At 48.3% G+C, this 13,824-nt stretch carries 10 protein-coding genes; 9 read left to right on the top strand and 1 reads right to left on the bottom strand.

Annotation, left to right across the window (positions count from 1 at the left end; all coding sequences use genetic code 11):
* The 9 genes from EIZ48_RS21505 to rpoC all read left to right on the top strand — a co-directional run.
* Window positions 1-747 (top strand): elongation factor Tu (locus EIZ48_RS21505; protein ID WP_160656140.1); only part of this gene is annotated, 747 nt, incomplete at its 5' end.
* 216 nt (window positions 748-963) lie between these two features.
* Window positions 964-1,341: a preprotein translocase subunit SecE gene (secE, locus tag EIZ48_RS21510; RefSeq protein WP_075763486.1), complete on the top strand. Its 378-nt coding sequence runs from the start codon at window positions 964-966 to the stop codon at window positions 1,339-1,341.
* A gap of 11 nt (window positions 1,342-1,352) precedes the next feature.
* Window positions 1,353-1,898 (top strand): transcription termination/antitermination protein NusG, encoded by a 546-nt coding sequence (gene nusG / locus EIZ48_RS21515; protein WP_075763487.1) that lies wholly within the window; start codon window positions 1,353-1,355, stop codon window positions 1,896-1,898.
* 125 nt (window positions 1,899-2,023) lie between these two features.
* Window positions 2,024-2,452: a 50S ribosomal protein L11 gene (rplK, locus tag EIZ48_RS21520; protein ID WP_075763488.1), complete on the top strand. Its 429-nt coding sequence runs from the start codon at window positions 2,024-2,026 to the stop codon at window positions 2,450-2,452.
* Window positions 2,453-2,456: 4 nt separating this feature from the next.
* Window positions 2,457-3,161: a 50S ribosomal protein L1 gene (gene rplA, locus EIZ48_RS21525; RefSeq protein ID WP_160656143.1), complete on the top strand. Its 705-nt coding sequence runs from the start codon at window positions 2,457-2,459 to the stop codon at window positions 3,159-3,161.
* Window positions 3,162-3,410: 249 nt separating this feature from the next.
* Complete coding sequence (gene rplJ, locus EIZ48_RS21530) at window positions 3,411-3,905, top strand: 50S ribosomal protein L10 (protein ID WP_075763490.1); 495 nt, start codon at window positions 3,411-3,413, stop codon at window positions 3,903-3,905.
* A gap of 60 nt (window positions 3,906-3,965) precedes the next feature.
* A complete protein-coding gene (rplL, locus tag EIZ48_RS21535) occupies window positions 3,966-4,334 on the top strand; it encodes a 50S ribosomal protein L7/L12 (protein WP_075763491.1) in 369 nt (122 codons plus the stop codon).
* Window positions 4,335-4,555: 221 nt separating this feature from the next.
* Entirely contained in the window at window positions 4,556-8,581 is a 4,026-nt protein-coding gene (rpoB, locus tag EIZ48_RS21540; protein ID WP_160656145.1) for a DNA-directed RNA polymerase subunit beta, read from the top strand.
* Window positions 8,582-8,682: 101 nt separating this feature from the next.
* Entirely contained in the window at window positions 8,683-12,900 is a 4,218-nt protein-coding gene (gene rpoC / locus EIZ48_RS21545; RefSeq protein WP_160656148.1) for a DNA-directed RNA polymerase subunit beta', read from the top strand.
* 306 nt (window positions 12,901-13,206) lie between these two features.
* Here rpoC and rsd read toward each other — a convergent pair whose 3' ends face one another.
* Window positions 13,207-13,689, bottom strand: a complete 483-nt coding sequence (gene rsd / locus EIZ48_RS21550; RefSeq protein ID WP_160656151.1) for a sigma D regulator — start codon at window positions 13,687-13,689, stop codon at window positions 13,207-13,209.
* Between the last annotated feature and the right edge of the window lie 135 nt (window positions 13,690-13,824).

Consider the following 13,824-nt stretch of genomic DNA (forward strand, 5'->3'; position numbering starts at 1 on the left):
CTAGAGCTAGTAGAAATGGAAGTTCGTGAACTTCTATCTGAGTACGAATTCCCAGGTGACGACTGCCCAGTAATCATGGGTTCTGCTCTTGGCGCGCTAAACGGCGAGAAAGAGTGGGAAGACAAGATTGTTGAGCTAGCTGAAGCACTGGACAACTACATCCCAGAGCCAGAGCGTGCGATCGACCGTCCGTTCATCCTACCTATCGAAGATGTATTCTCAATCCAGGGCCGTGGTACTGTTGTAACTGGCCGTGTTGAGCAGGGTATCATCACTGTAGGTGACGAAGTAGAAATCATCGGTATCAAAGAGACCACTACAACGACTTGTACTGGTGTTGAGATGTTCCGTAAGCTTCTTGACGAAGGCCGTGCTGGTGAGAACGTTGGTGTTCTACTACGTGGTACTAAGCGTGACGAAGTTGAGCGTGGTCAGGTTCTTGCTAAGCCAGGTTCTATYACTCCGCACACTACTTTCGAGTCAGAAGTATACGTTCTGTCTAAAGACGAAGGYGGCCGWCACACGCCATTCTTCAAAGGCTACCGTCCACAGTTCTACTTCCGTACAACTGACGTAACTGGTACTATCGAGCTACCAGAAGGCGTTGAAATGGTAATGCCTGGTGACAACATTAAAATGGTTGTTACTCTAATCGCTCCTATCGCGATGGACGAAGGTCTACGCTTTGCGATCCGTGAAGGCGGTCGTACAGTAGGTGCTGGTGTTGTTGCTAAGATCGTTGAATAATATTTGACGACAAGGCACCAAAAAGGGCATCATTTGATGCCCTTTTTCTGCGTTCGATTTTTGGTCAGGTTGTTTTTTGGTCAGGAACGTAGAGTAAAAGTTTATTGAGATGAAGTTTTTTCTATGTAATTAAGGCGTTAGCGCTTTCCTTCATTTATGGCCTCGCACTTGCGGGGTTATTTTCGTCTATATTGAGACTAGTTACAGGTTGGTTGTATGAAAGCGAATGCCGAAAACCAAAGCAGCTCTAGCAGTATGGATGGCCTAAAATGGGTCGCTGTATTTGCTTTGCTAGCTGCCGCTGTGGTTGGTAATTACCTGTACAGTGATGTTTCTGTAGTGTTGCGCGCCTCGGCCGTTGTAGTTCTTGTAGCTGCAGCTGGTGGTCTTGCCGCACTTACAGCAAAAGGTAAAACCGCGATTACGTTTGCCCGCGAATCGCGCATGGAAGTCCGCAAGGTAGTATGGCCTACTCGTCAGGAAGCTACGCAGACAACCTTTATCGTTTTAGCTGTCACTGTCATTATGGCGTTAGCCTTGTGGGGTATCGACGGCATCATGGTCCGTCTAGTCCGCCTAGTTACCGGTGTGTGAGGTAAGAGTTCATGAGCGAAGCTCCAAAAAAACGATGGTATGTAGTACAGGCCTTTTCAGGTTTTGAAGGTCGTGTAGCGCAATCACTACGTGAGCATATCAAGATGCATAGCATGGAAGACTACTTTGATGAGGTACTTGTACCGACCGAGGAAGTAGTTGAGATGCGTGCAGGTCAGCGCCGTAAGAGTGAACGTAAGTTCTTTCCAGGCTATGTGCTTGTACAGATGGTGATGAACGATGAGACATGGCATCTGGTACGTAGTATCCCTCGTGTAATGGGGTTCATCGGCGGCACTTCAGACCGTCCAGCTCCTATCTCTGATAAAGAGGCGGATGCCATTCTTAACCGTCTTCAGCAGGCAAGTGAATCACCAGTTCACAAAACTGTCTTTGAGCCGGGTGAAGTTGTACGTGTTACCGACGGGCCTTTTGCAGACTTTAACGGCGTTGTAGAAGAAGTTGACTACGACAAGAGCCGCGTGAAGGTTTCTGTATCGATCTTCGGCCGTGCAACACCGGTTGAGCTTGAGTTCGGTCAGGTTGAAAAAAGCTGATCAATAATTAATCAGCTGTTATTGTCAGGGGCGTGAAATTGGACTATAATTTCGCGCCCTTTCGTTAGACGGGGAGTCTGTTCTTTTACGAATAGACGTTCGAACCCAAATTTAGGTATATAGCAATGGCTAAAAAAGTAGAAGCATACATCAAGCTGCAGGTTGCAGCTGGTGCAGCAAACCCTAGTCCACCGGTTGGTCCAGCTCTTGGTCAGCACGGTGTGAACATCATGGAATTCTGTAAAGCGTTCAACGCTAAGACTGACTCAATCGAGAAAGGTCTTCCAATTCCTGTTGTTATCACAGTATACAACGACCGTTCTTTCACGTTCGTTACTAAGACTCCACCTGCAGCAGTTCTTCTGAAGAAAGCAGCAGGCGTTAAGTCTGGTTCTGGCCGTCCTAACACTGAGAAAGTTGGTACTGTTACTGACGCTCAGGTTCAGGAAATCGCTGAAACTAAAGCGGCTGATATGACTGGTGCTGACATCGAAGCTATGAAGCGTTCGATTGCTGGTACTGCTCGTTCAATGGGCCTAGTGGTAGAGGGTTAAGACAATGGCAAAACTGACTAAACGCATGCGCGTTATCCGTGACAAAGTTGACGTAACTAAAGAGTACGAAATCAACGAAGCTGTTGCTCTTCTTAAAGAACTAGCTACTGCTAAATTTACTGAAAGTGTTGACGTTGCTGTTAACCTTGGCATCGATGCACGTAAATCTGACCAGAACGTTCGTGGCGCAACTGTGCTACCACACGGTACTGGTCGTGATATCCGTGTTGCTGTGTTCACTCAAGGTGCAAACGCAGAAGCTGCTAAAGAAGCAGGCGCTGACCTAGTAGGTATGGAAGAGCTTGCTGACCAGGTTAAGAAAGGCGTGATGGACTTTGACGTTGTTATCGCATCTCCAGATGCAATGCGCGTTGTAGGCCAGCTTGGTACTATTCTTGGTCCACGCGGTCTGATGCCAAACCCTAAAGTTGGTACTGTAACTCCTAACGTTGCTGAAGCAGTTAAGAATGCTAAAGCGGGTCAGGTTCGTTACCGTAACGACAAGAACGGCATCATCCACACTACTATCGGTAAAGTGGATTTTGACGCAGCAAACCTTAAAGAGAACCTAGAAGCACTTCTAGTTGCTCTGAAGAAAGCTAAGCCTTCTTCTGCTAAAGGTACTTTCATCAAGAAAGTTAGCATCTCCACCACTATGGGTGCAGGTGTAGCGCTAGACCAGAACTCTCTGGAAACTAACGCACAATAATTTGCAGAACTGCCAGGTTAGTGTATAATCTGGCGTTCACAAATTCATGGCTGAGGCTAATTGCTTGTAAATTAGCCTTCGTCCAAGACCGTAGGCGTTCTTAGGAACTTAATACTACCTACGTAGACGGTGCCAGAACATGATTGATGTAAATCTGTCTTGGATCTGCGCCGTAAAGACTCTCCTGTCATACTGGCAGTGAGTGGTGTAATGACTGGGGTAACCCAGCTAAATCCAGGAGCTAATCCAATGGCATTAAATCTTCAAGACAAAAAAGCAATTGTTGCTGAAGTCAACGAAGCTGCCAATGGTGCCCTGTCTGCAGTTGTTGCTGACTCTCGTGGCGTTGCAGTTGATGCGATGACTTCTCTACGTAAACAAGCTCGTGAAAACGGCGTTTACCTGAAAGTTGTTCGTAACACACTAGCACGCCGTGCAGTTGAAGGTACTGACTTCGAGTGTCTACAAGATACTTTTGTTGGTCCTACACTGATCGGTTTCTCTAATGAGCACCCAGGTGCTGCAGCGCGTCTTTTCAAAGACTTCGCTAAAGAGAACAAAGATTTCGAGATCAAAGCAGCCGCATTCGAAGGCGCTGTTGCTGACGCAGAAATTCTTGCGACACTACCAACTTACGACGAAGCGATTGCACGCCTAATGATGTGCATGAAAGAAGCTTCAGCTGGCAAGCTGGTACGTACTATCGCAGCTCTACGCGATCAGAAAGAAGAAGCAGCGGCTTAATTGCCCTGGTTTCTCACTGGTTGCTATTTAAACTAATTGTTGATTTCAAAGAGAATTGTTATGTCTATCACTAACGAGCAAATCCTAGACGCAGTTGCAGAAATGTCTGTAATGCAAGTTGTTGAGCTTATCGAAGCTATGGAAGAAAAATTCGGTGTTTCTGCTGCAGCTGCAGTAGTAGCAGGCGGCGCAGCAGGCGGTGAAGCTGCTGAAGAGCAAACTGAATTTGACGTAATCCTAACTTCTGCTGGTTCTCAGAAAGTTCAGGTTATCAAAGCAGTACGCGGCGCAACTGGCCTAGGTCTGAAAGAAGCTAAAGGTCTTGTAGACGGCGCTCCAGCACCTCTGAAAGAAGGTGTTGACAAAGCTGAAGCTGAAGCTCTTAAAGCTCAGCTAGAAGAAGCTGGTGCTTCTGTTGAAATTAAGTAATTATTACTTAATTTCTTAGCCTGAAAAGGCTAATGGCTGGTGGCTAATTGCCACCGGCCTTTTTGCGCTGTAGGGTAGTGGTGTTTTTCACATTGTTTTGCAACCACTAACTGTGCAAAAAACAGCTCTTTTTTGAAGCTGTTCCTACAATAAACAGTGTTATTAGTCACTGCTCCTCGTTTTGAGCAGTTTGGATCACTTATCAGCGATCTGAGGAACCTATGGTTTACTCTTATACCGAGAAAAAGCGTATCCGTAAGGATTTTGGTAAGCGTCCACAAGTGTTGGACATACCATACTTGCTGTCGATCCAGCTTGAGTCTTTTAAAAAGTTCATCGAGCAGGATCCGGAAGGGCACTACGGATTAGAAGCTGCCTTTCGTTCTGTTTTTCCGATTCAGAGCTATAACGGCAATTCCGAGCTGCAATACGTTAGCTATCGTCTCGGTGAGCCGGTCTTCGATGTTAAAGAATGTCAGATTCGTGGCGTAACATACTCTGCACCGTTGCGTGTAAAGCTACGTCTTGTCATGTATGACAAAGATGCGCCAGCTGGCACCGTAAAAGACATCAAAGAACAAGAAGTTTACATGGGCGAGATTCCGCTCATGACTGATAACGGTACATTCGTTATTAACGGTACCGAGAGGGTTATCGTATCCCAGCTGCACCGTAGCCCGGGTGTCTTCTTCGACAGCGATAAGGGTAAAACCCACTCCTCAGGTAAAGTGCTTTATAATGCACGCGTAATCCCATACCGTGGTTCATGGTTGGATTTCGAATTTGATCCTAAGGATAACGTATTCGTACGTATCGACCGTCGTCGTAAGCTTCCAGCTTCAATTATTCTTCGTGCGCTAGGTTACACAACTGAGCAAATCCTTGACATGTTCTTCGAAAAAGTAAACTTCGAAGTTCAAGGAAAGTCTCTGGTTATGGAACTTGTGCCTGACCGTCTGCGTGGCGAAACTGCAAGCTTCAACATCGAAGCGAACGGTAAGCTATATGTAGAGCAGGGCCGCCGAATCACAGCCCGTCACATTCGCCAGCTTGGCAAAGACGGTGTTGACCATATTGAAGTGCCTGTTGAATACATCGTGGGTAAAATCGCATCACGTGATTACGTGAACGAGGAAACCGGCGAGCTAATCGCAGCAGCTAACCAAGAACTAAGCCTAGAGACTCTGGCTCTGCTTTCACAAGCAGGTCACAAGTCACTGGAAGTTCTGTTCACCAATGATCTGGATTACGGTCCGTACATGTCTGACACTATCCGTGTCGACAGCACGACTGACCGCCTGAGTGCGCTAGTAGAAATCTACCGCATGATGCGTCCTGGTGAGCCGCCAACACGTGAAGCAGCAGAGCAGCTATTCGAAAGCCTGTTCTTCTCAGAAGATCGTTACGATCTATCTGCTGTTGGTCGTATGAAGTTCAACAGCTCTCTTCTACGTGACGAGACAACGGGTGCGGGTACCCTTGATCACTCTGACATCATTGACGTGATGCGCAAACTGATCGACATCCGTAACGGCCGTGGTGAAGTTGATGATATCGACCACCTTGGTAACCGTCGTATTCGTTCTGTTGGCGAAATGGCTGAAAACCAGTTCCGTGTTGGTCTAGTTCGTGTTGAGCGTGCAGTTAAGGAACGTCTAAGCCTAGGCGATCTTGATGCTGTGATGCCTCAGGATCTAATCAATGCGAAGCCAATTTCTGCGGCAGTGAAAGAGTTCTTTGGCTCTTCTCAGCTGTCTCAGTTTATGGACCAGAACAACCCACTGTCAGAAGTTACTCACAAACGTCGTATTTCGGCGCTTGGTCCAGGTGGTCTGACTCGTGAGCGTGCTGGCTTTGAAGTTCGAGATGTTCACGCGACCCACTACGGTCGTCTATGTCCTATCGAAACGCCAGAAGGTCCAAACATCGGTCTGATCAACTCACTGTCGGCATTCGCCCAGTGTAATGCTTACGGTTTCTTGGAAACTCCATACCGTAAAGTAATCGACGGCAAGGTAACCGAAGAAATCGACTTCCTGTCTGCGATTGAAGAAGGCCAGTATGTTATCGCTCAGGCGAACGCCGCGCTTAATGAAGACGGCTCTTTCGCTGACGAACTGATCACTGCACGTCAGAAAGGTGAATCAGGACTGCACCCACGCGACCATGTTCAGTACATGGACGTTGCAACCAACCAGGTTGTATCGGTGGCGGCATCTCTGATCCCGTTCCTAGAGCACGATGATGCGAACCGTGCCCTTATGGGTGCGAACATGCAGCGTCAGGCTGTTCCGACACTGCGCGCTGATAAGCCGCTAGTTGGTACAGGTATCGAGCGTAACGTAGCCGTTGACTCCGGTGTAACTGCCGTTGCCAAACGTGGCGGACAAGTACAGTCAGTAGATGCATCTCGTATCGTTATCAAAGTTAACGAAGACGAGCTGGTACCAGGCGAAGCGGGTATCGATATCTACAACCTGACTAAGTACACCCGTTCTAACCAGAACACATGTATCAACCAGCGTCCGACTGTGATGCCGGGTGAGCCTGTGGCTCGTGGCGATGTGCTTGCTGATGGTCCTTCAACCGACCTGGGTGAGCTAGCGCTTGGTCAGAACATGCGTATCGCGTTCATGCCTTGGAACGGTTACAACTTCGAGGATTCCATCCTAGTTTCTGAGCGTGTTGTACAGGAAGATCGCCTGACAACTATCCACATCCAAGAGCTATCTTGTGTGGCGCGTGATACTAAGCTGGGTGCTGAAGAAATCACTGCTGATATCCCTAACGTGGGTGAAGCGGCGCTTTCTAAGCTGGATGAATCAGGTATCGTTTACATTGGTGCTGAAGTGAAGGGTGGCGACATCCTGGTTGGTAAAGTGACGCCTAAGGGCGAAACTCAGCTAACACCTGAAGAGAAGCTACTACGTGCTATCTTCGGCGAAAAAGCATCTGATGTGAAAGACTCTTCACTACGTGTACCGAACTCTGTATCTGGTACGATCATCGACGTTCAGGTATTTACCCGCGATGGCGTAGAAAAAGACAAGCGTGCGCTTGAAATTGAAGAGATGCAGCTGAAAGAAGCGAAGAAAGATATCACGGAAGAATTCCAGATCCTTGAGGGTGGTCTTCTTGCACGTGTTCGTACGCTTCTGCTTTCTGCCGGTTACAGTGAAGACAAGATTGCTTCAATGGACCGCGAGAGACTGTTTGCACAGACACTTGATGACGAAGCACAGCAAAACCAGCTGGAGCAGCTTGCAGAGCAGTATGATGAACTGAAAGCTGAGTTCGATAAGAAGTTTGAAACCAAGCGTCGTAAGATCACACAGGGTGATGACCTAGCGCCGGGCGTACTTAAGATTGTTAAAGTATACCTAGCCGTTAAGCGTCGTATCCAGCCTGGTGATAAGATGGCGGGTCGTCACGGTAACAAGGGTGTAATCTCTAAGATCAACCCTGTTGAAGACATGCCGTACGATGAGAAAGGTCAGACAGTCGATATCGTACTGAACCCACTGGGTGTACCATCTCGTATGAACATCGGTCAGATCCTCGAGACTCACCTGGGTCTTGCAGCGAAAGGTATCGGTGACAAGATCAACGAGATGCTGAAGCAGCAGCAAGAACTTCACAAGTTCCGTGAGTTCCTGCAGAAGGTCTACGATCTGGGCGATACGCGCCAGAAAGTGGATATCGCTGCACTTTCTGACGACGAAGTACGTACGTTGATTAAGAACCTACGTAATGGTCTACCGATTGCAACGCCTGTATTTGATGGTGCGCCTGAAGCATCAATCAAAGAGCTGTTGAAACTGGGTGATCTGCCTGAGTCTGGTCAGCTGAAACTGTTTGACGGTCGTACCGGTGACATGTTTGAGCGTCCTGTAACCGTTGGTTACATGTACATGCTGAAACTGAACCACTTGGTTGATGACAAGATGCATGCCCGTTCTACCGGTTCTTATAGCCTTGTTACTCAGCAGCCGCTGGGTGGTAAAGCACAGTTCGGTGGTCAGCGTTTCGGTGAGATGGAAGTATGGGCGCTGGAAGCATACGGCGCAGCTTACACTCTACAGGAAATGCTAACTGTTAAGTCGGATGACGTTAACGGCCGTACGAAGATGTATAAGAACATCGTCGATGGCGACCATCGTATGGAACCTGGTATGCCGGAATCCTTCAACGTATTGTTGAAAGAAATCCGCTCGTTGGGTATCAACATCGAGCTGGAAGACGAATAAGCCTAGGCTAGTTACCTATACTTATTTAGTTACTCCGGTATAAATATGAAGGCGCCAGTAGACTGGCGCCTTTATGGGTCAACTCCTCACAGGAGCCGAATGTGAAAGACTTACTTAAGTTTCTGAAAGCACAACACAAGACTGAAGAATTTGATGCAATCAAAATCGGTCTTGCTTCACCTGACATGATCCGTTCATGGTCTTTCGGTGAAGTTAAAAAGCCAGAAACCATCAACTACCGTACTTTTAAGCCTGAGCGTGACGGTCTTTTCTGTGCACGTATCTTTGGCCCGGTAAAAGACTACGAGTGTCTTTGTGGCAAATACAAGCGCCTGAAGCACCGTGGTGTTATCTGTGAAAAATGTGGTGTTGAAGTTACTCAGACCAAAGTACGTCGTGAGCGTATGGGTCACATCGAGCTAGCTTCACCTGTAGCCCACATCTGGTTCCTTAAGTCACTGCCATCTCGTATCGGTCTGTTAATGGACATGCCGCTACGTGACATCGAGCGTGTACTTTACTTCGAATCTTACGTAGTGATCGAACCGGGTATGACCAACCTTGAGCGTAGCCAGCTGCTGTCTGAAGAACAGTACCTGGATGCACTTGAAGAGTGGGGCGACGAATTCGACGCGAAAATGGGTGCAGAAGCGGTTAAAGCATTGCTGGCCAACATGGACCTGAATGCCGAAATCGAGCTGATGCGCGAAGAGCTAGATGAAACTAACTCTGAAACCAAGCGTAAGAAACTAACCAAGCGTCTTAAGCTTGTAGAAGCATTCCTGCAGTCAGGTAACAACCCAGAGTGGATGATCCTGTCTGTACTGCCAGTTCTGCCGCCGGATCTACGTCCGCTGGTACCGCTGGACGGTGGTCGTTTCGCAACTTCGGATCTGAACGATCTGTACCGTCGCGTTATCAACCGTAACAACCGTCTGAAGCGCCTTCTAGACCTGGCTGCTCCTGATATCATCGTACGTAACGAAAAACGTATGCTTCAGGAGTCTGTTGATGCATTGCTAGATAACGGTCGCCGTGGCCGCGCTATCACAGGTTCAAACAAGCGTCCTCTGAAATCTTTGGCTGACATGATCAAAGGTAAGCAGGGTCGTTTCCGTCAGAACCTACTTGGTAAGCGTGTAGACTACTCAGGTCGTTCTGTTATCACCGTAGGTCCATACCTGCGTCTGCATCAGTGTGGTCTTCCTAAGAAGATGGCACTTGAGCTATTCAAGCCATTCATCTACGGCAAGCTAGAGACTCGTGGTCTGGCGACAACGATCAAAGCTGCCAAGAAGATGGTAGAACGCGAAGAAGCGGTTGTTTGGGATATCCTGGACGAAGTGATTCGCGAACACCCAGTAATGCTTAACCGTGCACCAACACTGCACCGTCTAGGTATTCAGGCATTCGAACCAGTACTTATCGAAGGTAAAGCGATCCAGCTTCACCCACTAGTGTGTGCGGCCTATAACGCCGACTTCGATGGTGACCAGATGGCGGTACACGTACCTCTGACTCTGGAAGCACAGCTTGAAGCACGTGCACTGATGATGTCTACCAACAACATCCTGTCGCCAGCGTCTGGTGATCCGATCATCGTACCTTCTCAGGACGTTGTATTGGGTCTTTACTACATGACGCGTGAGAAAATCAACGCGAAGGGTGAAGGCATGTACCTTGCTGGACCTGCCGAGGCAGAGAAAGCATACCGTACTAAGAGCGCAGAGCTTCATGCTCGCGTTAAAGTACGCATCACAGAGCATCGCTATGACGAGCAAGGCAACTTGGTTGCTGATACTAAGCTTGTTGATACGACTGTGGGCCGTGCAATGCTATGGACGATCGTACCAAAAGGTCTTCCATACAGCCTGGTGAACACTGAAGCTCTGGGTAAGAAACAAATTTCTAAACTGCTTAACACTTGTTACCGTGAACTGGGCATGAAAGATACTGTTATCTTCGCTGACCAGATCATGTACACAGGTTTTGCTTACGCGGCACTGTCTGGTGTTTCTGTTGGTATCGACGATATGGTTGTACCAGAAGCGAAATACACCAAGATCGCAGAAGCTGAAGCAGAAGTTGCTGAAATCCAGGAACAGTTCCAGTCTGGTCTTGTAACTGCCGGTGAACGATACAACAAAGTTATCGATATCTGGGCAACTGCCAACGAGCAGGTTGCTAAAGCGATGATGGATAACCTGTCTTTCGATACTGTTATTAACCGTGACGGTGAAGAAGAGCAGCAGAAATCGTTCAACAGCGTATACATGATGGCCGACTCAGGTGCTCGTGGTTCCGCAGCACAGATTCGTCAGCTAGCGGGTATGCGTGGTCTGATGGCTAAGCCGGATGGCTCAATCATCGAAACACCGATCACTGCGAACTTCCGTGAAGGTCTGAACGTACTACAGTACTTCATCTCTACTCACGGTGCTCGTAAGGGTCTTGCGGATACCGCACTTAAGACAGCGAACTCCGGTTACCTGACTCGTCGTCTGGTAGACGTTGCACAGGATGTAGTTATCACAGCAGACGATTGTGGTACGCATGCTGGTATCACCATGATGCCTCTGATTGAGGGTGGTGATGTTAAAGAGCAACTGGGTGATCGCGTTCTTGGTCGTGTTGTTGCTGAAGACGTTATCAAGCCGGGTACAGACGAAGTACTTGCTCCACGTAACACGCTACTTGATGAGAAGTGGTGTGAGATCCTGGAAGCAAACTCTGTTGACCAGGTGAAAGTACGTTCGGTAGTAACCTGTGAGAATGACTTCGGTTGTTGTAAGAACTGTTACGGTCGTGATCTGGCTCGTGGCCACTTGGTTAACCAGGGTGAGGCAGTGGGTGTTGTTGCTGCTCAGTCAATCGGTGAACCGGGTACACAGCTTACGATGCGTACGTTCCACATCGGTGGTGCGGCATCTGCGGCAGCTGCAGAAAACAGCATTCAGGTTAAGAACAATGGTTCGATGAAACTACATAATGCCAAGTTTGTTACTAACAACGAAGGCAAGCTAGTTATCACTTCTCGTGCGTCAGAAATGAGCGTTATCGATGAGTTCGGTCGTACCAAAGAAAACTACAAACTGCCATACGGCTCACACCTGAGCAAAGGTGATGCTGCGGAAGTTAAAGCTGGCGAAGTTATCGCTAACTGGGACCCGCACACAATGCCAATCATCACTGAAGTGGCTGGTCGTGCTCAGTTTGTTGACCTGATTGATGGCGTAACGGTTTCTCGTCAGACTGATGAGCTAACGGGTCTGTCTATGATCACTGTACTTGACGCTGCAGAGCGTACCGGTGCAGGTAAAGACATGCGTCCGACAGTTAAGCTAGTTGATGAGAACGGCAATGATGTAATGATCGCCGGCACAGAAATGCCAGCTCAGTACTTCCTGCCGGGCAAAGCAATCATCCAGCTTGAAGACGGTGCCATGGTTGGTATCGGTGATACGCTAGCACGTATCCCTCAGGCTTCTGGCGGTACGAAAGATATCACCGGTGGTCTGCCACGAGTTGCTGACCTGTTCGAAGCACGTAAGCCGAAAGAGCCAGCAATTCTTGCTGAAATCACGGGTACGGTTTCGTTCGGTAAAGAGACGAAAGGTAAGCGTCGTCTGATCATTACACCTGCCGAAGGCAATGCATACGAAGAAATGGTTCCTAAGTGGCGCCAGCTGAACGTATTCGAAGGTGAGAAGGTCGAGAAAGGTGATGTAATCGCCGATGGTCCAGAGGCTCCGCACGATATTCTACGTCTACGTGGTGTACACGCAGTTGCAGAATACATCGTGAACGAAGTTCAGGAAGTTTACCGTCTACAGGGCGTTAAGATTAACGATAAGCACATTGAAACTATCGTTCGTCAGATGCTTCGTAAGGTAACGATCACTGTTTCTGGTGACTCTGAGTTCCTACCGGGTGAGCAGCTAGAGTACTCTCGCGTAACTATCGCAAACCGTAAGCTTGAAGCTGAAGGTAAGCTACCGGCTACGTACGAGCGTGATCTGCTTGGTATCACCAAAGCGTCTCTGGCAACTGAGTCGTTTATCTCGGCAGCATCGTTCCAGGAAACGACTCGCGTACTAACAGAAGCTGCGGTTTCTGGTAAGCGTGATGAGCTACGTGGCCTGAAAGAGAACGTAATCGTTGGTCGTCTGATCCCTGCGGGTACTGGCTTCGCCTACCACCAGGAGCGTCAGCGTCAGCGTGATGCAGAGCTAGAGCCTGTAGCACCTCAGGTTGATGCAGAGCAAGCGTCTCAGGATCTTGCAGCACTGCTAAATGCTGGCCTGACTGACGAAAACTAATAGGTTTCGTCTCTTGAGCTAAGCAATAAAAAGGCACCCAATAGGGTGCCTTTTTGTTTATGGGGCTAAGTTGCTTGAGATAAGTTGATAAGAGCCGCTATGTTATTGATATAAAAATCCCCAGTGTCAGCGAACACTGGGGATAGCAAGAGTTTCAGGGCAAGTGAGCGTGCAGGTGACTAGGGCATAGACACTCATAAACACGCATAGGCCGAAGAGAGCAGTGGGCGAGACAGCGAGAATTAACCGGACTGAACAGGCATCGTTGCTGTACTGGTCATTTCTGCGCTCATGCCTAGTGGGGCTTTATGCCCCCGGCGGACACGCTAAGCTTTCGCTGATTAGCTCAATCAGGTTATCTTCTAATGCAAATCGGAGTTCGATCAATTCGCCGACAGAAGATAAATCGTTGTCAAAGTCGGGAATATCCCCCCCTTCATCAACAGCGCAGTAGCGATCGGTAAAATTCAGCAAAGGGTCAGTTGTCTGGGTGATTTGTGAATATAGCCGCGAGATATCTTCGGTAGGTGAATAGCCGGTTGCATTCCAGCGTTCCATCACCATGTCATAGATTTTGAAATGGCCTTCGGAGATATAGTCGACAAGCTGTTGGCTGAAAAGTTGGAGTTGTGAGGCGGTTGGAAGCTGGCGTGTATTGTGTTCAAACGGGGGGAGTCCCGCTAACTTGCAATAGTCGATCAGTAATTGCTGACGGGACATCAGCCAGTGATCGATGACATCGCTGGTGCCGCCCCACTGTTTCTGTACTTGCTCGAATTTACTTAACATGACCATGCCCTCATGATCGATCAGTACCGACACAAGGGCACTGATTTCGATACCTGTGAAACTCTTAAAAAAGAGAACCTTGTATGACGGATCAATAATCCGTTACTAGGTTTAGATTGCCAGTAAAAAGCAAAC

It is taken from the genome of Photobacterium alginatilyticum, assembly GCF_009910675.1.
Lineage (GTDB): Bacteria > Pseudomonadota > Gammaproteobacteria > Enterobacterales > Vibrionaceae > Photobacterium > Photobacterium alginatilyticum.

Bases quoted from the DNA above. Each gene is read 5' to 3' on its own strand.
- secE (WP_075763486.1), top strand. From the start codon at position 964: ATGAAAGCGAATGCCGAAAACCAAAGCAGCTCTAGCAGTATGGATGGC.
- nusG (WP_075763487.1), top strand. From the start codon at position 1,353: ATGAGCGAAGCTCCAAAAAAACGATGGTATGTAGTACAGGCCTTTTCA.
- rplK (WP_075763488.1), top strand. From the start codon at position 2,024: ATGGCTAAAAAAGTAGAAGCATACATCAAGCTGCAGGTTGCAGCTGGT.
- rplA (WP_160656143.1), top strand. From the start codon at position 2,457: ATGGCAAAACTGACTAAACGCATGCGCGTTATCCGTGACAAAGTTGAC.
- rplJ (WP_075763490.1), top strand. From the start codon at position 3,411: ATGGCATTAAATCTTCAAGACAAAAAAGCAATTGTTGCTGAAGTCAAC.
- rplL (WP_075763491.1), top strand. From the start codon at position 3,966: ATGTCTATCACTAACGAGCAAATCCTAGACGCAGTTGCAGAAATGTCT.
- rpoB (WP_160656145.1), top strand. From the start codon at position 4,556: ATGGTTTACTCTTATACCGAGAAAAAGCGTATCCGTAAGGATTTTGGT.
- rsd (WP_160656151.1), bottom strand. From the start codon at position 13,689: ATGTTAAGTAAATTCGAGCAAGTACAGAAACAGTGGGGCGGCACCAGC.